This is a genomic window from Thiococcus pfennigii, from assembly GCF_016583835.1.
Classification (GTDB): Bacteria; Pseudomonadota; Gammaproteobacteria; order Chromatiales; family Chromatiaceae; genus Thiococcus; species Thiococcus pfennigii.
Window position 1 is genome coordinate 86065 of sequence record NZ_NRRW01000007.1, and the last position, 18138, is coordinate 104202.

General features: G+C 64.0%; 13 protein-coding genes. 5 read left to right on the forward strand and 8 right to left on the reverse strand.

Features of this window, described 5'->3' with window-relative positions:
* Positions 1-105 precede the first annotated feature (105 nt).
* The 3 genes from frdD to CKO41_RS04055 all read left to right on the forward strand — a co-directional run bounded on the left by frdD (position 106) and on the right by CKO41_RS04055 (position 2794).
* Positions 106-444, forward strand: coding sequence for a fumarate reductase subunit FrdD (gene frdD / locus CKO41_RS04045; RefSeq protein ID WP_200381341.1), 339 nt, complete (start codon positions 106-108; stop codon positions 442-444).
* A gap of 298 nt (positions 445-742) precedes the next feature.
* On the forward strand, positions 743-1288 hold the full coding sequence (locus tag CKO41_RS04050) for a hypothetical protein (RefSeq protein WP_200381342.1): 546 nt from the start codon (positions 743-745) through the stop codon (positions 1286-1288).
* 951 nt (positions 1289-2239) lie between these two features.
* A complete protein-coding gene (locus CKO41_RS04055; RefSeq protein WP_200253690.1) occupies positions 2240-2794 on the forward strand; it encodes a rhodanese-like domain-containing protein in 555 nt (184 codons plus the stop codon).
* Positions 2795-3030: 236 nt separating this feature from the next.
* On the opposite strand, the gene CKO41_RS04060 is transcribed toward CKO41_RS04055, so the two are convergent.
* Positions 3031-3621 (reverse strand): hypothetical protein, encoded by a 591-nt coding sequence (locus CKO41_RS04060; protein ID WP_200253688.1) that lies wholly within the window; start codon positions 3619-3621, stop codon positions 3031-3033.
* 21 nt (positions 3622-3642) lie between these two features.
* A complete protein-coding gene (locus CKO41_RS04065) occupies positions 3643-3882 on the reverse strand; it encodes a hypothetical protein (RefSeq protein WP_200253686.1) in 240 nt (79 codons plus the stop codon).
* Between the two features lie 519 nt (positions 3883-4401).
* Between CKO41_RS04065 and CKO41_RS04070 the strand changes: the two genes are divergently transcribed.
* Complete coding sequence (locus tag CKO41_RS04070) at positions 4402-6036, forward strand: glutamate synthase-related protein (RefSeq protein ID WP_200381343.1); 1635 nt, start codon at positions 4402-4404, stop codon at positions 6034-6036.
* 241 nt (positions 6037-6277) lie between these two features.
* Here the strand turns inward: CKO41_RS04070 and CKO41_RS04075 are convergent, their stop codons facing one another.
* The 3 genes from CKO41_RS04075 to CKO41_RS04085 form a co-directional block, all read right to left on the reverse strand.
* Positions 6278-7564 carry an MFS transporter gene (locus tag CKO41_RS04075; RefSeq protein WP_200381344.1) on the reverse strand — a complete coding sequence of 429 codons (1287 nt, stop codon included), beginning with the start codon at positions 7562-7564 and terminating at the stop codon, positions 6278-6280.
* A 631-nt stretch (positions 7565-8195) separates the two neighbouring features.
* Entirely contained in the window at positions 8196-8753 is a 558-nt protein-coding gene (locus tag CKO41_RS04080; RefSeq protein WP_200381352.1) for an OsmC family protein, read from the reverse strand.
* A gap of 199 nt (positions 8754-8952) precedes the next feature.
* On the reverse strand, positions 8953-10902 hold the full coding sequence (locus tag CKO41_RS04085) for a sigma-54-dependent Fis family transcriptional regulator (RefSeq protein WP_200381345.1): 1950 nt from the start codon (positions 10900-10902) through the stop codon (positions 8953-8955).
* 424 nt (positions 10903-11326) lie between these two features.
* Between CKO41_RS04085 and CKO41_RS04090 the strand changes: the two genes are divergently transcribed.
* Positions 11327-11770 (forward strand): DUF302 domain-containing protein, encoded by a 444-nt coding sequence (locus tag CKO41_RS04090; RefSeq protein ID WP_242463935.1) that lies wholly within the window; start codon positions 11327-11329, stop codon positions 11768-11770.
* Positions 11771-12046: 276 nt separating this feature from the next.
* Here the strand turns inward: CKO41_RS04090 and CKO41_RS04095 are convergent, their stop codons facing one another.
* From CKO41_RS04095 to CKO41_RS04105, 3 genes are all read right to left on the reverse strand, one after another.
* The gene (locus tag CKO41_RS04095; RefSeq protein ID WP_200254036.1) at positions 12047-12244 is read right to left on the reverse strand and encodes a hypothetical protein; all 198 of its coding nucleotides are present in this window, start codon (positions 12242-12244) and stop codon (positions 12047-12049) included.
* A 277-nt stretch (positions 12245-12521) separates the two neighbouring features.
* Positions 12522-15059, reverse strand: a complete 2538-nt coding sequence (locus CKO41_RS04100) for a CHAT domain-containing protein (protein WP_200381346.1) — start codon at positions 15057-15059, stop codon at positions 12522-12524.
* A 705-nt stretch (positions 15060-15764) separates the two neighbouring features.
* Positions 15765-17840, reverse strand: coding sequence for a caspase family protein (locus tag CKO41_RS04105; protein ID WP_200381347.1), 2076 nt, complete (start codon positions 17838-17840; stop codon positions 15765-15767).
* Positions 17841-18138: the final 298 nt, after the last annotated feature.

The window sequence follows — 18138 nt, forward strand, 5'->3', positions numbered from 1 at the left end:
GGAGGCTCTACGTGGGGCCTGCTCACCCGCTCGGTGAAGGCCGCTACGGCACCCGATGCACGTCGCCGCTTCATCTCGCCAACGGACAAGACCGGATCAGAAAAGATGAAAAGCGCCCGCCGATCCAATGAACCCCTGACCTGGTCCCTGTTCGCCGCCGGTGGCCTACTGGCCGCCTTCCTCACCCCGCCACTGCTGCTCGCGCCCCTTGGCCTCCTCGGCGAGGGGCTGCGGTTCGAGCGGGTCCGCGCCTTCCTCGACCATCCGCTCGGAGCACTGATCCTCTGGGCGCTGATCGCGTTGCCACTGTGGCACGCGGCCCATCGCCTCTACCACGGCCTGAGCGACCTGAAGGTCGGTGCCCACCGGCTGACGTATGCGCTCTGCTACGGCTTCGCGTTCCTCGTCACCCTCTACAGCGGCTACCTCGTCTGGTTCGCGTGACGCCGCCCGAGCCCCGAACGGCCTCGGGATTCACGACGAGATCGCGCCGCTAGCGACCCTCTGCTCGTAGGCGCCCTGCCGCCCTTCAGCCTGCCGAAGGGGACGAGGACGACAGCGCCTCGCCTGCCCCTGTGCCGAGGCGTGACGGCCGGTCACGCCGTGCATGCGCGGAAGTTTAAGAAGATATTAAAATCGTGATTTTCAGGCGCTGGCCGGTAGGCGAGCGGCGCCTGGGAGCGAGGCCGGCCGCTGCCCCATGAACGGCGACGAGCGTCCGTGAATCCCGAGCAGGAGACCCATGATGGCCGAAAGCAAGCAGGACAGCCCCGGCGACGACCGCAACGATGCGCTCCGAGACATCGCCAAGGAGGTCCGTTCTCTGACCGAGGCGTTCGCCGAAGACAGCCGACGCGATCGACTGCGCATCTACCTCATCCTCATCGTGGCCGGCATCGGTCTCGTCGCGGCCGGCGGCAACGTCTGGCGCCTCGTCGAGGTCATGAACGAAGACATGGAGTCGATGTCGCACGACATGGCGCTGATGAAACGCTACATGGCCTCGATGCACACCGACATGGGGGCGATGTCCGAGGACATCGGCGCGATGCGGACCGACATGGCGACCATGTCCCAAGTCATGCAGACGATGGACACGATGGGTCCGGACGTGCGGCGCATGACCGCCTCGGTCGAGCAGATGGCGGCGAACGTGGACGCGATGTCCCGATCCGTTGGCGTATTGTCCACGATGACCCCGGCGGTGCAGAAGATGTCCGCCGATACCGGCAGCATGACCCGCGACATGCACTGGATGATGCCGTTCAACTGGGTGCCGTTCCAATAGTTGTCCGGGCGCCGCGGTCGGCGCCGCGCCGCCCGGCCGCGATTTAATGGCACCTTGAAAAATTCAAGGTGCCTTTCGGTCTTGTTCATGGGCTTGGCGTTCATGTTCGGTGGCTGGCTGGGCACCGATGATCCTGGTCTGGTCGTTTCGCCTCGTACAGGCGATAAGCAATATCCGTTTCTGGCTCGATCAGACTACTCGGATATATCGATTTTCCGCCCCTCAGCATGTTCATGCTAGAAGGGTCGACGTATAACGGATCGTTGATGAACGTGGTCGCCTCTTCAAAAGGAAAACCGCGCTTTGCAATGTGACGTATTGCTTTGTCAGGGTCCCAATCGAAGCTCATCGGCGGTGCGATAAGATGGATTGCGATGTGCCTGGAAACGGGGTGACTTTGTCTCGTGGACCGACGGCGCGGTGCGCGGTGTCGGTTTGGCACGCGTGCCAAGTTGGCGCCGCCCGTCGGTGATCAGGCGCTCGACTCCGTTCCGCCGCCCGTGCGGCACGCCGAGGAGCGATCGCCATCGACGGATGCCCTCACTCCCTCATTGCCGACGGGTTCCCCGGCGGCGCGGGGGCGGCACCCGGGAAAACGCCAGGGGATGCTTTACAGTAACCCGGCAGACGCTCGACGTCCTGGCTGTCGCCGCTTCGCCACGTTGGTTCATCGCAGCGCGAAGCGCCCGGCTTGCCGTCGACATCGACGAAGGGGGCGCCGCGGGCGAGGCTCCGGTTTCTCGCCTCATCGCACCGCGGGTTTTGTGGATGTCCGCCTTTATCCAGCAGGATATGCCACGAGGCGAGACCCTGCCGGCTAAGCAGCCCAAATTCTCTTGGTGGCCATTCTAGGCTCGAGTCCGGGCTAACCTTAAGCTTGGGTGCGAGTCACTAGCTACCACCCAGCTCGAGCAGTCAAAGATGGGAGGGGCTTGCGATGTCGAGACTTGCGTGTCCAGCGGCATTTTCGCTCGTGTCGCTGTTTCTGACTTTCAGTGGTGCACACGCCGACTGCACCATCAATCCTGGTTTCGAAGGGCTCAACAAGTCGGTATACAGGGTTTCCCGGTTCCTGAGACATCTCCGGTGCAGGGTGTTGCGCGCCTGCATATCGAGCAGCTCGATGAGGCCCTCGCTGACAATGCCAATGTCTTCATTGATGTGCGTCCGCCCGCCTTCTTCGATGCCTGCCGGCTGAAAGGCTCGGTGAATCTCGAATACACGTTTTCCGGTCCGCAGGGTGAGAAGATGTACAAGACGGATAGGCGAGTGACCGAGCCAGTGTTAGAGGAATTCATCGCTCAGGGCAGGATCATCGTGTTCTTCTGTAATGATTCCTTTAGTGCGCGAGGATGCCATCGAGCGGCGAATGCGGTGATAACGGCTGTCTGTGATTGGGGACTGCCTACGAATGCCGTGAAATGGTTTGGCGAAGTTGTCTCGGGCACCGTGCCAACGCGTCCGGATCTGGTCGAAGGTACCAAATGCGAGCCACCCTGGCACTGAGGATGGTGGCCAAGAAGTAGGGACTGTGCGGCCCGGCAAGGCCGCACGCGAAAAGTACGCGAGAATGGGGACAGTCCATGAGGTATCCCCGCTGAGGCTGATCGCACTCAGTCGATGCCATCGGGCCACTGGATGAATGGGCCGTGAGTGACCATGATGCGCTGCTCGCCGAGTGAGGGACTGGGGGGCGGATTTTTGGGGATACCTCAGGGTCTGTCCACGTTTTTTCCAACCTTTCAACGGGATGTTGCCGACAAAACCCTCCTTCGATAGAAAATTAATAGCACAAGAAGAATACATGTCGCGGCCATGGCGGCAGGGAACAGGACCGTGGCAACGGAGTAGGTCTCCAGGGCCATGACCACCACGCTGTTGCGCGCCGCAAAGACGCCGAAGAACGGCAACGATTCAGAATGGGGGGCTGCATAGACCTTCCTGACTGTTGGCCCAAAGCCGAAGAGGTCTACAACGGTGAGCACAACCACGGCCCACATGGGATCGGAGGTCGCATACCAGAGTGGAAGAGACGAGATTGCGGCGATCAGGAAAAACCAATCCGATCCCGTGATCGTGAGATCCGCCCGCTTGACATAGGCAAGTAGGACTATCAGGAGCGTGATTGCGCTGGAAACTCCGATCGGCCAGGCTCCTGCGCCTCCACCGGCCTGGACCTGAGCGAGGAAGACCACACCGGTCGTACTTCCCCAAATGACCCAGGAAAACACGTGGGGCTTCACTCTTCCTTGGACGATGCCGAGTAGATACGGATAGAACCCCACGAATGTCAGCGTGATGGCGACGGCACTGAGGAACTCTTTATCGAGCATAGTGCGGCAACCCCGCAGCGCCTAACCCGACTGGCCCAGACTCGATCTCCCGCAGCACCAACTCCGGCGCCGCACCGACGTCGACCGAGACGCGGGCACCGGTGCCCCCTGATTGACGAGCCCTTTGATCCCGTTGACGGCGATCTCGCTGAGATCGTCGCGATCGAGGGTGGCGAAGAAGAAGCCCTCCCAATCGCCGTGCGCCGTCGCCGTCTGGGCCTCGGCGACAGTGTCTGTGTTCTGGGGTGTCGTTCGCGCCATCGCCCTTCTCCTCGAATGATCGGCCAGCCGCTACAGGGCGCCTTGACAAATTCGAGGCGCCCCGCGGGGCAAGGATGCCCCACGATTTGCAGTCGCCTAAGCGACCGAAAATAAAGCGAAGCGGAGATCGCATCTTCGCTTCGCGTCTTGAAAAATTGCCCGGATGGCAATTTTTTCAAGGTCCCCTGCAATCGCACGACTGGCGCCTTTGGCCCCTGATCATGCGGCCTTTTCGGCCGGAGGCGCCGCCCGCGGTCGTGGCCCTGCCGAGGGGTGAGGTCGTCATGCGTTGCGTTTCTCGGTGATCTCGCTCGCGACCCTGCCGATCGCCTACATTATGCTTGCGCACCCCGCTTGGTTTCGGGGCTGGGTGGATCGCGCTCTTCTGGGGGGCAGACCCCGATTTCGCTCTTGCTGCCCGGATCTCCTCTGTGGACGGCACAATGGTCGGCCCGTGGTCGGTGACCCCGAGTGCCGTTGGTGGCGGCTACGAAACCAAGTAGGCTGGGAGACCCTTCGATGAGAAAGATCGCCGTCGCCCACTGGGCGGATCTGAAGCCCGCCACACCCGCCTATGCGCTGGTCGCGAACGTCGACCTCGTAGTCATCCGCTGGCCAGAGCCTGTCGTTGACGGCGAGCCCGGCGTGTCGGTGCTCTACGGCCGGTGCCTGCATCGGGACGCACTGCTCGCGGACGGCCAGGTGCGCGGCGAGGATCTGGTCTGCGGCCTGCATAACTGGGACTACCGCTACCGCACCGGCGTCAGCGCCTACAACCCCGAGGAGCGGCTCGCCAGGTTCACCGCCTGGGTCGAGGACGACGCCGTGTGGGTCGACGCCGACGAGATCGCCGCTTGGGAGCGGGACAACCCCCGAGCCTACGACCGCACGGCCTACCTCGGCCTCTACGACGACCATCACGGTGCCGCCGAAGAGCCCCATAACGCCTTCATCCGCCGGCTGGCCAAGGAAGGCTTGAGCAAGCTCGGCCACCACGGGCCAATCGACGCCATGGGCGTGCCCTACGACCAGCTGCCGCGTTGGGCGGACATCCAGATCCTGACGGCACAGCTGCACCGCCTGCCACTGCCCGACGACGAGCCCGTCGGTACGGACGTCATCATCGGCCCAGCCGCCAAGAAGCCGCTTCGCCTGGCGATCCCCCTCATGGTCTCGGACATGAGCTTCGGCGCCCTGTCCGAAGAGGCCAAGGTCGCGCTCGCCCGCGGTGCCGAGCTGGCCGGCACCGGCATCGGCTCCGGCGAAGGGGGGATGCTCCCCGAAGAACAGGCGGAGAACAGCCGCTACTTCTACGAGTTGGCCTCGGCGCGCTTCGGCTTTTCGATGGACAAGGTGGTCAAGGCCCAGGCATTTCATTTCAAGGGCGGCCAGGGGGCCAAGACCGGCACCGGCGGCCACCTACCGGGGGTCAAGGTGACAGGCAAGATCGCCGAGGTGCGCGGTCTCGCCGAGGGCGAGCCGGCCATCTCGCCAGCGCGTTTTCCGGACTGGCGCGGGCTTGCCGAATTCCGGGAGTTCGCCGACGCCGTGCGCGAGGCGACCGGCGGCATCCCGGTCGGCGTCAAGCTCAGCGCCCAGCACATCGAGTGGGACATCGACGCGGCACTCGAGATCGGCGTCGACTACATCATCCTCGACGGCCGCGGCGGCGGCACCGGTGCCGCGCCCCTGTTGTTCCGCGACAACATCTCGGTGCCCACCATCCCCGCGCTTGCCCGTGCGCGCCGCCACCTGGACCGCTGCGAGGCCGATCGGGTGACACTGATCATCACCGGCGGCCTGCGGCTGCCGGCGGACTACGTCAAGGCCATGGCACTCGGGGCCGATGCCGTTGCGCTCGCCAACGCGCCCATGCAGGCCATCGGCTGCCTTGCCATGCGCGCCTGCCACACCAACAACTGCCCCGTGGGCATCGCGACGCAGAAGGATAGCCTGCGCGCTAGGCTCAAGATTCAGGAGTCCGCCGAACAGCTTTGCCGCTTCTTCCTCGCCGCGACCGAGCTGATGCAGGTCATGGCCCGTGCGTGCGGGCACGACCACCTCAACAAGCTGAGCCCGGAGGACCTGACCACCTTCGACCGCGACATGGCGCACCTGGCCGGCATTCCCTACGCCGGACTCGCCCTCGGCTGACGTCCTGGAGACAACCCGATGACGAACCGACCCGGCGGCCTCGTCTCGCACAAGGTGCCGGTCCTCATCGTCCTCATTGACCGCCTCCCGCCGGTCACCACGGGAGGTGAGGTGGTACGAAGCGCCAGCGCATTCGATGCGTAGAGGTCGCGCCATGTTCCCGTTTCTAGTCAGGTTGTCGCTCTGCTACGAAGCGAGAACCCTTCCTTCCTTGCGCTGACCGGGACGGCACGCGACTCGCTCAGCGCCGCCGCAACAGCAGCCAGACCCCGAATACCATGATGCCCAGGTTCACGGCCGCGATCAGGAAGAACGGAGCGCCCTTGCCGACCGAATCGTAGAACCAGCCGCCGAACGCGGTCGTGAACAGGATGCCGAGTGAGGCGCAGATGCCGGCCAGGCCGAATACCGCGCCTCGCACCTCGATCGGCGCCTCCTGCCCGAGCACGGTCTGGCTCGCGATGATCGCCGAGATCTGGCCCAAGCCCAGCAGGATCGCGACAGGGATGATGGCTGGACTCGTCGGGTCGCCGACCAGTCCGCCCGCGAAATAGCCGATGCCGGCGATCGCCATCGCTAGGACGCCGGCTATGATGCGGTTTGTCCTGTCCAGCAGCAGGCCGAACAGGATCGCGAACAGCAGCCCCGAGACGCTCGCGGTCACATAGGGCTTGGTCGCCAGTGACGCGGCCTCGGCAATCGACAGGCCCTGCGCGATCGCGGTCTGCTGCAGCCGTGCGGAAAAGAACGTGCCGAGCACGATGCGGTCGGCGAACGAGACGAACTGCAGCAGGCAGGCGAACCAAATCTTGGGGTTCGCCCTGGCCGCCGCGACGCCCGTGCGCAGCAGCACCAGCAACGGCTCGTGCTTGCCGAGGTGACTCGGCGTACCACGGCGCAGGCCCAACCAGCAGACGAGTGCCGTGAGCAGGCAAAGCCCGGCGGCGATGCCAAGCGTGATGCGCCCGGCCATGACCGCGTCCATGCCGCCGGACGCGAGCCGCTGCGGCACGCGGCCGAGCACCAGCACGGCCAGCGTCGCGCCGAGCCCCTGGCAGAACCCCGTGATGCCGACCAGCAGACCGCGCGACTTGTCCTTCGGCGTGTCGGCCAGCACGGTCGCGAGCATGGTGCCGACTGCGGCGACGCCGACCGAAAAGAACAACGCGCAGGCGAGTAGCTGCGGGACCGTGCGGGCCAGCGGGTAGAGAAAGAAACCCGCGGCGAGCCAGACGAATCCGAGCGCGTAGACGGGCCTACGGCCGATCTTGTCGGCGAGCGCGCCGAAGGGCGCAACGAGCAGCAGCGAGACGATCTCGTTGCTGAAGCCGAGCAGGCCCAGCACGCGACCTTGTGCGTTCTCGGGGATCTGCAGGTTCGCGTTCAGCAGGTAGGGCTGTATGAAGCTGACGAAGGCCAGCATGCCGATCGTGATGAAGGCCGCGAACAGGTAAGTTGCGGCGTTCATTGGCGTGTAGCCGGGTGCGAGATGAATGGGCCCGAAGCGACGATCGAGGCTGGAGCTCAAGTGCAGACTCCCGGGCCATCGGCCGCGCTGCGACGAATTGGAAAAAGGCAGGGGTAGCGACTCCGGACCGCTGCCGGGAGAGCGGCAAGCGCTTCGGTCCGAGGTGCGGTCAGAAGGCTCGCCACGAGGTCGGGTCGGCCCGTAGCGCAACCACTTCCGTATCGGCCACCGCTAGAAGCGCGATGGCGGGGAGCACGAGGCGCATGCCGGTGGCAGGACGCATTCTGGCGGGGCAGCCACGCACCGACGGTCGTTGTTGGGGATCTGGGGCCAAGTCTCGCATTGTGACATATCTCCTCTGCCGGACGAGGGCGGGCACTCACAGCGACCCGCGCGATGCGATAAGGTGAGCACAGACCCTGGTTCCGCGACCATGACAAGCCGACCCGTCGGCCTCGTCTCGCAGAAGGTGCCGGTCCTCGTCGTCCTCATAGACCGCTTCCCGCCGGTCACCACGGGAGGTGAGGTGGTACGAAGCGCCACCGAATTCGATGCGCAGGTCACGCCACGCTCCCAAGTCTGGTCAGGTTCTCGGTTGGCTACAATACGAGACCCACGTGCGGTGCTCCGCAGTTCGGCCGCGGCCGCCCGCGGCGGGGCGGCGTTGGCATCGGATGGCTAGGCTTGCGCCTCAGACGCGGGTGATCTCCACCGGGATGGGGCGGCAGACGGTGTTGCATACCGGCGATCGCGCCTGCGCATAGGCGAGCAGGTCGTCCAGTTCTTGGGCGCTGCAGTCCGCCTTCACGTGCATGCGAATCCGGATCTGTCGGTAACCGGGATTAGCGTCCTCATCCAGGCCGAGGAGGCCCTGTAGGTCGATGTCGCCGGACAGTTCGGTCGAGAGCTCGCGGATCTCGATGCCCCGGGCTGCCGCATGCAGCACCAAGGTCGTGGTCACGCAGCCGGCCAGCGCGTGGAGCAGGTATTCGACCGGATTCGCGCCCTCGTTGCCGCCCAGCAGGACGGGTGGCTCGCCGTTCGTGTAGACGAAGTCCTCGGTGCGCGAGGTATCCTCGGCGCCGGCACCGTAGAAGTCGCGGATCGTGGAACGGTTCTCGCCGCCGCTGACCCAGCGGTTGCGTGCGCGGAACTCGAAGTGAGCGAGTTTCGGGTTGCTGCGGATTTGGTCGATGGTATCGACCATCTGCTGCCTATTCAGGCCATTGAGGGTGGTATTGGTTTGCATGTCCATGTCGTCCTCCTGTCGAGTGCGATTGCGGAATGGCATTTTCAGATGCCTCGCTTCATCCAAAGCAATGGACATGCCATAGCCGAAGAATCTATATAATCATATAGATGCGAGATTTTTTGGCGGTCGTTGGGTCCCGAGATCTCGGGAATCACGAGATGTCGTGTCCGAGTTCCCGAAGCATCGGGATCGGCATTTAGCCATTTGTAGCGGTCACAGACGCCAGACGTGTGATGCCGAGCGATTTCATCCGTGAAGCGAGGGTGTTGGGGTGGAGTCCGAGCAGTTCCGCCGCGCCGCCGTGACCGGATAGCTTCCAGTTCGAGGCCGCGAGCGCGCGCAGCAGGTTGGCGCGTTCGAGTGCGTGCAGCTCGGCGACGGTGAGTACACGAACTGGCTCGCCGGGAGACGACGGGGGCGGGGTCTCCGGGGTGGCGTCCGGGAGTGCCCGCGCGAGATTCAGGACGCGTCCGCCGGCCGTGTCGGTCCCGTGGATCCACGCGCGCTCGATCAGGTTCTCGAGCTCGCGAACGTTTCCCGGCCAGGCATAGGCCATCAGCCTCTCACGGCCGGCCGCGCTCAGCGGCGCATGCGTGGTGCCGTCCTGTCGTGCCACCCGAGCGGCGATCGCCTCGGCGAGCACCACCACATCGTCGCCGCGTTCGCGTAGCGGCGGGGCGTGTATGGGGAACACGTTCAGGCGATACAGCAGGTCCTCGCGGAAACGACCGTCCTTGACCATCTGAATCAGGTCCCGGTTGGTCGCTGCGATCACCCGCACGTCGATGCGCACCGTGCGACCACTGCCGACTGGCTCGAACTCGCCTTCCTGCAGCACGCGCAGCAGCTTCGCTTGCAGGTCGAGCGGCATCTCGCCCAGTTCGTCGAGGAATAGCGTGCCGCCGTCGGCCAGCTGAAATCGCCCTTCGCGGCGTCGCGTCGCGCCGGTGAATGCGCCCTTTTCGTGGCCGAAGAACTCGCTTTCCTGGAGGCCCGCGGGGATGGCCGCGCAATTCACCTTGATCAGGGTGCAGTCCCGGCGGCGACTGCGCCGGTGAATGGCGCGTGCGATCAATTCCTTGCCGGTGCCTGTCTCCCCAGTGATGAGCACCGTCACCTCGCTGGGCGCGACCCGTTCGATGTCCTGGAGCAACCGGCGCAGGCCCGGGCTGTTGCCGATGATCTCGTCGAAACCACGCAGCGCGTCCAGTTCGGCACGCAGCGCCGATGTCTCGTCGGTCAGGGCCTGCAGGCGAGCCTCCGCGGCGAGACGCTCCTCGACGTTGCGCAGGATCAGCGTGAAGAAGTCCTTTCCCCCGGATTCGAAGCGCGACAGCGTGGCCTCGGCCGAAAAACGCTTGCCGTCCACCTTCAGACCCTGCAGACCCTCGGTGATCCACAGGGAATCGCCCCCGACCTCACCGCTTCGCAGGCACTGCGTGAGCTGGCGAAGCCGCGCGCAGGACTCCGTGGCAAACAGGCGCTCGATCGGCTGTGGCGTCTGTGCCTCCGAGCTGCAACCGAAACACCCCGCGGCAGCGCGGTTCAGGCGTATCACGCGCAAGGTCGCGTCCAGTTCGATGATGCTGTCCATCGCGCTGTCGATCAGCCGGGAAAGTTGCTGTTCGCTCTCGCGCAGTGCGCGGTCGCGCCGCAGGCGTCCGAGTTCCGCGGCGGCCCGTGCCCCGAAGATGCTGAACACGGCTTGGCGGGTCGCGTCGATCTCCAGCGGTCGGCCGTCGAGGACTGCCAGGTTGCCGAGCACCTGGCCATCCGCATCGCGCAGCGGCAGACCCATGTAGCTGACCGCTCCCATTGGCGCGAGATCCGGATCCGCCGGATACAGGTCGATCACATGGTTGGGAACCACTACCAGTCGCTGCTCGAAGATCACGGCCTCGCAGGGGGTGCCCTGGATGCGGTACTCGTAGCCGGGCACGTGGCGACCGAGTGACCAGAAGGAGAGTGCGCGCAGAAGCGATTCGTCCGGCAGCCACTCGGTGACCCAGGCCGCCTGGACATCCAAGGCACCAGCCAGGTGGCGTACCAGCGCGTCGAAGAAGGCCTCGCCCGTCTCCGCGGCGACGCCCTTGAAGATCTCGTGCAGGACGCGCTGATCCACGTGTTTGGCGGCCTGGGTATTCATTCATTGTAGGTGGATCCTCTCACGGAGCGCGTCAACGCACGCCTCCAAGCCGGAGCGCCGGCAGGGGGCCAGCCACGGGACTCGGTCGGGAAGGGCGTGCTCCTTGGCTGCGCGCGGCGCAACTCGACACCTGGGGCATGCGCTCTGACTGGTGCGTTCGATGACCCCTGCGCGGGCGGAGACAGGGGCGCGGATCGCCTGGCCGACCCGGAGGGCCGGCACGGCCGGCCAAGCGTTCGCTGTGCTCGTCGGTCAGTACCCTCACCGATCTTCAGCCCACCTGCATCGTGCCGCCCTTTGCCGGAGCCGTTCGAACCCGGGCTGCCGTCTGCAAGAAAATTATAATCTGCTAATATTCTCACTAAGAGAGATGCAGTGGGAGGACGCCGTGATGTCAACGCGGTTGCAGTGGCTAGTCGCAATCATGCTGCCGGCACTGCTGATTGCCGGCTGCGGTCTGGGCTCGGTGATGATCCGCGAGCGACCGAGCCCCTACGGCTTCGACGCGACCGTTGACGCCATCTTCGAGGCGGCGGCGGAGCGCGGCTGGGAGGTACCGAAGGTCTTCGACTTCCAGCAAGCGCTCGTGTCCCGCGGACAACCCGACCCGGGACGGATCAGTGTCATCAAACTCTGCTCGCCAGAGTTCGCGACGCGGATGTTCGCCAGCGATGCCTCGAAGGCCGTCTCGGTGATGGCGCCGTGTTCGATCTCGGTCTACGAGAAGTCCGATAGGCGCACCTATGTGGCAACGATGAATATGGCGCTCTTTGCGCGGCTGATGCCACAACCGGTCAGCGACGTGCTTGCCGACATCGCTGCCGATGATGCCGCGATCCTCGCCTTCTTGGAGCGCGCGCCAGACTGAGACGACGGAGAAGGCGGAGACACCGGGGCGCCTCCCCATTTTCAGTCGCCTAAGCGACTGAAAATGAAGCGAAGCGGAAATCGCATTTTCGCTTCGCGTCTCGAAAAATTGCCCGGATCGCAGTTTTTCAAGGTCCCCTGAAGCCCCGCAGCTCAGGGGGCCGCTGATATCGCCTTAGCCAGCGGGAGGGGGAAGGGCTGCCACGATGCCAGGCCCCTAAGCCTTTCTACGCCTTTGACCCCTACTACTGGCACGCCGTTTCAAGCGTTGCCGCGGCTATACTATATTCATAATGGCGTCGATGAGAAACACCACCGATACGACGCCGACGACGATGCCGGCGATACCCCAGGACGTTCCGAGCGTTGTAAAGCCGGCGATGGCCAAGGCGATACCACCCAACAAAAACAGGACAGCGCCGAGTAGATACCACCACTTATTGTTGCTGGTAACGGTAATCATGAATCCAGGCATTTGAAATCACCTCGGCTCGGTTGCTAGGCCGCGATTGAATGGATCGCCACGCTAATCGAGATTGGCTATCCGGTTGTGCTATTCAAGCGTAGCACAGTCCTGTCGTATCCGGTGGCGCCCGCCGCCATCGACGGCTGAAACACCGCTGTTCTAATGGAATCTACCGCACATTGCCAGGTTCCAGCCGCATGAGGCGCGAGGAGACCGCGCAGCCTGACGACCGCTCGCGCTGAAGTCCTCACGGCGGGCTTGTCTCCCGGAGCCGAGGCGGCAACCGCTAGCGGCCGACTACCAGGAACGGCCCCCAGTAATACGGATGCCGGTACCGGGCATCCCGCTGCAGATTCTCGATAGCAGCACGTGCCGCCGCTCCGGGTGGCTTGAACCCGGCTCCATCATAGAACCCCTTCATCCAGGCCGCGGTCGCCTCGTCGTTGATCGGCCAAGCCGACAGCACGAGCGCGTCGGCACCCGCGAACAAGAGCCCGCGGGTCATCCCCAAGACCTCGTTGGCATGGGTCGCCTTGGCGGTACCGGTTTCGCATGCGCTCAGAACCACCAGCTTCGCCGCATCGAGCGGCAGACCGTACATCTCGGCGGCAGTGAGTTGTCCATCGTCGCCACCGCCGCTGCGCAGCGATAGGTAAGACAGCAAGGGTTGATCGGCAACGAACCGCCCGTGCACGGCAAAATGCACCAGGTCCCGCCCCGGGAGCCAGGTCTTGACCTCCGCTTCCGTCGGTAAGACGTCGGCCTCGACTCGGCCCGGGTAGCGATCGGCGATGGCACGGACCTCGGCGGGCGCGTGCGCCAACGAGGGATCGGCAACCGCCAGCATCTGCCCTGCCGTGACGGGGCGCGGCGGGGGCAGCGATGTCAGCACCGTCGCGCTCGGCGCATACGTGATCTCATAGCGCTCCCCGAGGTAACGCTCTGGCGCCGTGCTGCTGAGTAACACTTGAAAAGGCAGGTAGTTGAGGTCCTGGTGAGGAACGATCACCAGGTGATCTGTTTCGATCCATTTCAGCACGGGCTCGACGAGGTAGAGGTAGAGCTCGCGGGCGAGGTGCTGATCGAATGGGCGTTTGGGGTCGATCAGACCTTCGCGCAGCGATGCAACCTTGTGCTGTAGCTCCGAACTGGGCAGAAAGACAGAGCGAACATGTACGCTTTGTGGGCCGATGTGCCAGAGTACCAACTGACTCTCCAGCGTCATGTAGGCCAGTAGCTCGCTGCCGTCGGCTGCCAGCATTCGCTGCACCGCCTCCAGAGAGACGGGCTCCGAGCTGATCAGGCGCGCGAGCTGCGGGGCTTGTTCGCGGATGCTCGACATGACCTTCTGATAGGACTCTTCCAAGCGTGCGAGTTCCCCTTCCAGCTCCGCTGCACTCGGGCCGGATGGTGCCAGCACCTTCCCTCGTTGCGCCTCGCCCGCATTGGCGCGACCGGCGGAACCGACAGAGGCCATGCGCCCGGTGGCGTTACGGAGGTTGAATAGGCGCTGTTGTTGCTCGGCAATCCGCGTTCGAAGCGTCAAGGCCGATGCGTAGAGCTCGCGTTGCCCCGCCTCTGCAAACGCGACGTCCTTGGTCGCAAGCAGATCCGCCACCACCCTGGAGCTCGCTTGCTCCATGAGCGCGAAGGCTTCCGCGAGCCGACCGCGATCCAGCAGGTGGAGCATCGTGTTGTAATAGAACTCGACCTTGTCCTCCAAAAAGCTGCCACGCGCCTGCTCGGTCTGTAACAAGCTGCGGTCGCTCTCCAGCAGCTCTACCGAGCGCAGGTACCACTTCAACGCCTCATCGCTTTCGCCTTCCATCTCCCGCAACAGACCCCGCACGAACGCACCCCGGGCATCACTCGCCGGCGGAATGCCGCCCTCGGCCTCGGTCCAGGCCAACAGGCCGGAAAGCTGTGGATTCTCACCGGCCGTGAACCGCTCGTTTACCAGTACGTCACTGGCCTGCTTTGGTGCGAAGACCGCGCTGCCCGTCACCAGTTGGTGAAGGCGCCTTTGACTACGGATCAGTCCTTCGCGCGTTCCCAAGCGACGGAGAAAACCCTGCACCTCCCTGGCAAGCCCGCTCCAGCCGAACCCTTGCGCCAACGCGAGCGCCTCCTCGTAGTCCCTTCTTGCGAGCCCTGCGGCCTCCAAACAGGGTTGGAAAGCCCGCTCGAAATCGCACCGCTCGGCTAGCTTCTGATACAGGTCGGCACGATCGAGATGGCCATAGAACAGGAGCTTGTCGTTCTGGATTCTGTCGACAACGGAGAAGGCGCGGTTGAGGGAGTCCGCCGCCGCAATCAGGTTGCCCTGCGTGAGTTCGGTTTGCGCCCTGAGGGAGAGCGCGTCGAAGAGACAAGTCTCGTCATCGATGCCTGTGCCGATCTGGATGGCCTGCTCGATGGGACCCGCTGCACGGTCAGAGTCACGCTTCCCGAGCATCAAGGAACGCGCCTGTCCGAGGAGGGCCATGCATTCGGGGACAGGGTCGCCGGCCTCCTGGGCGGTTCGCAAAGCCTCCTCGTAGAGCTCGATGGCGGCGTCCCAGCGATTGCTATATCGATTGAGATCCCCTTGCTTGACCATCGAGTAGGCCGCGGGGCCCGGCTTTCCGGCCGCCCGAAACAGGCGGATGCTCTCGATGAGCTCGCCCTGCGCGAGCTTGCGCTCCTGTTTCAACGCGGTTTGGTCAAAGGTCCGCCGAAAATGGTCGATGTAGGCGTCGATGCGCGCGATGGCCCGCTCCTGCAAGGCATGTGGGTCGTCGCCGGCGGTCGCCGGTAAACCTGCCCACAAGACGAGTACCGGCACCAACCAAAGCCTGGCGGCCCTTAACCCGTTTCGGTCGCGGCCGTTGCCGTTGAACCAACTGGATGGTGTCGCTTGAAGACTGCGAGATGCACGGGTTATCGAGATAGCTACCCTCATGACCACCCCCTATGCATTGATCGGCATTTCGGACTCGCAAGGCACCCGGCTAAATGCATGCGCACCGCCAAGCGCAAACAGAACCCGACCCGTCTATTTGAGCGCGAGATAGCGGATACCGCAGCTGGGACTCTCCAGTGCACACGCGCGTCTCGTTGTCAGCGGTTACGAGCAATCCAACCGAGACGAGGTCGATTAGAACGACCAAAGTCGACGCGATGCGCGCCACGATAGACGGCAGCTTGCGCAGGGGCTCTAACATTGGAGCCGAAAGGCGGCCGCTGGACAGTGTCCGGGGTGCGCCGCGTGGCGTGTCCGGCAAGGCACGAGGAGGCGCGATCGCTAAGCGATTGCCGCGATCTGTAATACCGCCGGGCGCCGCGCGCGATGTGGATCGCGCGCCGTAGCGGTCTTCACCGAGCGGGTGGGCAGGACTCACGTAAAGCCTCTTCGCGGTTTCAAGAATCTGAATCCAAGATGACGCGGGCAACTACCGTTCTTGGGTTGAGGTAATTCGTTGCTGATGCGCCGTCCCCGCTGCCGCGCCCGCATCCGATCGTTGCTTGGATGATCGTTTCGCCGAGTGGACTAATCGGCAACGGGGAACTCGGCCTGGGCGGTACCCCAACTCCTGGCCGCAGAAAGCACCACCTGCCCACGGGCGTGCATGGCCGTGTTCAGCAGACGTTCTAGCGGATTGAGGGTGCCGTCCCGGTGCGCTGGTACCTCGCGATAGCCAGCGAGCTCGAATAGCCTCGCATCTATCGGCTCGCTGGTGGCGACGAGCTTCACCATCTCCGTCCCTTGAGTGTCGAGCAGAAGGGCCGTCTCTTGGCTGAGGTCGCGGGACTCACCGGGCTCGGCCCGTGCATGCTCACGGGCCCGATAGGGCGCTGGAAAGATCACATTCACCTCTGCGTTGGGGCCAATGTTGAGCAGATAGACGTAGCGCGGGTCTGTATCCTCGTTTTTGACCGCGAAACCCAGGATATCGCCAGATTTGAACGATTCCGAAGAAAGGTCGGTGAGCTGTCTGCCTGGCTCCTTTCGGTAGCGCTGCTGTTCGCCCTGCTCGTCGGGGAGTTGCACGCAGTCCTTGCCACAGCCCGGTGCGCGCACGAGCCGGAAGGCGGCCACGGTGACCAGCGGGGGAGCTCCCTTCGCGGAGAGCTGCTTTAGCTCCTGGACGCGGGCGAAGGTGCTCAGGTTGTCGGTGAGCGTCTTGATGCCCTGATCTGGCTCCTCGAGCGGGATGCGCATCTTCTCGTGCAACAGCCTTTCCCTGTCCTTCGGACTGATTACCCAGACCTGGGGCTCATTGGCTGGCGAGGAACTGGGCAGCGTGTGCGCAGTCGACGCTTTGACGAAGCCGCCCTTGGCGTCGGGCACCGGCCGCAAAACGTAGGCGACCCAATCGGCGTCGGAGCGCCCTCCCACCAACTCGAAACCCTTCAACGCCTTCACCGCGTTCTCAATTCGCCGCACCAAGTCGCGATCAGCGCCCGTGGCGTAATCGCCTTCCACGGCGACCTTGATGGGTTGAAAAGGGTAGGCGTGTTCCGCCTCCACGACGACATCACCTACCTTGAAGCGCCCCTGCTTTATGGAACCGAGGCTGGAGAACGCCCGCACCTCGGTCAACTCGATCGTCGCGGGCGGTTCGATGGGCGTCGCATCGGCGGTTTGGAGCAGTCGGTATATCGACTTCACGGTCGCACCGTTGACGGCACCGGCCGCGATGGTGAGGGTCCGCGTCGCCTCGTGGACCTTCGTCACGGCGACGGTCGGCTGCACCGCCACGAAGTCACCACCGAACACCGGCCAGTTGGCGCGTCCCTCCATCTGGGGGCGCTGATGGACGCCGCGCTGGGTGGTGACGAGCGTGTAGGTGCGCTTGAATACCTCATCCCAGGTCTCGCCCGGCCGCGCCTGGTTCAGGGCCTCGACCCAATACCAGGTGAACAGGCCGTAGATTTTCCCCCCTTTGAAGGTTTCGATGGCCGTCTCGATATCGCGCGCTGACCCGATGCGCGCCCCGGGAGCCGCTGCCGTCTTGAAGCGTCTGGACGCGAGGGGATGCTCTCTCGGGTCCATGAGGACGGCACGCACGCCGCGCAGTTCGCCGCGGCTCACCGATTGCGAGTGACAGGAGTCCGACACGAAGACAATGCGGTCGGTCTTGTCATAGAGCGGGATCAGCCATTCATTGATTTCATCGTCCAGGACGTCGTGGTCATCGATCCCTTCCAGCCTTTTGGCCCGCGCACCGTGGCTCACCCAGGTCTGATCCAGGCCGCCATGTTCTTCATCGCCATTCTCGTCCTGCGCCTCCGAGCCGTGCCCCGAGTAATGGATGTAGACGAAGTCCTCCGGCATTACTCGCGCGGCGAGGCTGGCGAATGCTTTCTCAATACCCGTGTGCGTCGCCTGGGAATCCGCCAGAGTGGCAATGTTCTCCCCCGGGACCTGGAACCGGGTCTCGAGCAACTCACGCACGAGCGCGATGTCGTTTGCCGGGCCCTCCAGCGAGGGGATACCCGGGGCCGAGTACTGCTGAATGCCGATGAGGAGCGCGTGGCTCGCTGCGGCCGCTGGGACCGCAGCGATGGCGACCCAAGACGCAGTGCACGCCAGAACGGTTGCGGAAACAAGAAAGCGCTGCATGGGGAGTCCCTCTCTCGTGGACGAATGGCTCCGCGCTCGTGGGATGCCGCGCTCCGCCTCGATGCCGTAGGTGCCGCTCGGGTGTCGCGAGTGCACCGATAGCCGCGTAGGCCTGGTGCGTTACCTTCCGGGATCTGCCTTGGCCGTCGAAATGGGCGTTGGGGTAGTGCACAGGGCAAACGCATCATAGCATTATGATATTCTTATATAATATACATGATATAACCTCCGCAACATTCTGAGATGGCTATCGCGGAGGCTCAAGAAGTGACGCTCGATTCGGATCGCTCGCTGATCA

Excerpts from the sequence above, each read along its gene's own strand:
- frdD (WP_200381341.1), top strand. The coding sequence starts at position 106 with ATGAAAAGCGCCCGCCGATCCAATGAACCCCTGACCTGGTCCCTGTTC.
- CKO41_RS04050 (WP_200381342.1), top strand. The coding sequence starts at position 743 with ATGATGGCCGAAAGCAAGCAGGACAGCCCCGGCGACGACCGCAACGAT.
- CKO41_RS04060 (WP_200253688.1), bottom strand. The coding sequence starts at position 3,621 with ATGCTCGATAAAGAGTTCCTCAGTGCCGTCGCCATCACGCTGACATTC.
- CKO41_RS04065 (WP_200253686.1), bottom strand. The coding sequence starts at position 3,882 with ATGGCGCGAACGACACCCCAGAACACAGACACTGTCGCCGAGGCCCAG.
- CKO41_RS04070 (WP_200381343.1), top strand. The coding sequence starts at position 4,402 with ATGAGAAAGATCGCCGTCGCCCACTGGGCGGATCTGAAGCCCGCCACA.
- CKO41_RS04080 (WP_200381352.1), bottom strand. The coding sequence starts at position 8,753 with ATGCAAACCAATACCACCCTCAATGGCCTGAATAGGCAGCAGATGGTC.
- CKO41_RS04085 (WP_200381345.1), bottom strand. The coding sequence starts at position 10,902 with ATGAATACCCAGGCCGCCAAACACGTGGATCAGCGCGTCCTGCACGAG.
- CKO41_RS04090 (WP_242463935.1), top strand. The coding sequence starts at position 11,327 with ATGCTGCCGGCACTGCTGATTGCCGGCTGCGGTCTGGGCTCGGTGATG.
- CKO41_RS04095 (WP_200254036.1), bottom strand. The coding sequence starts at position 12,244 with ATGCCTGGATTCATGATTACCGTTACCAGCAACAATAAGTGGTGGTAT.
- CKO41_RS04105 (WP_200381347.1), bottom strand. The coding sequence starts at position 17,840 with ATGCAGCGCTTTCTTGTTTCCGCAACCGTTCTGGCGTGCACTGCGTCT.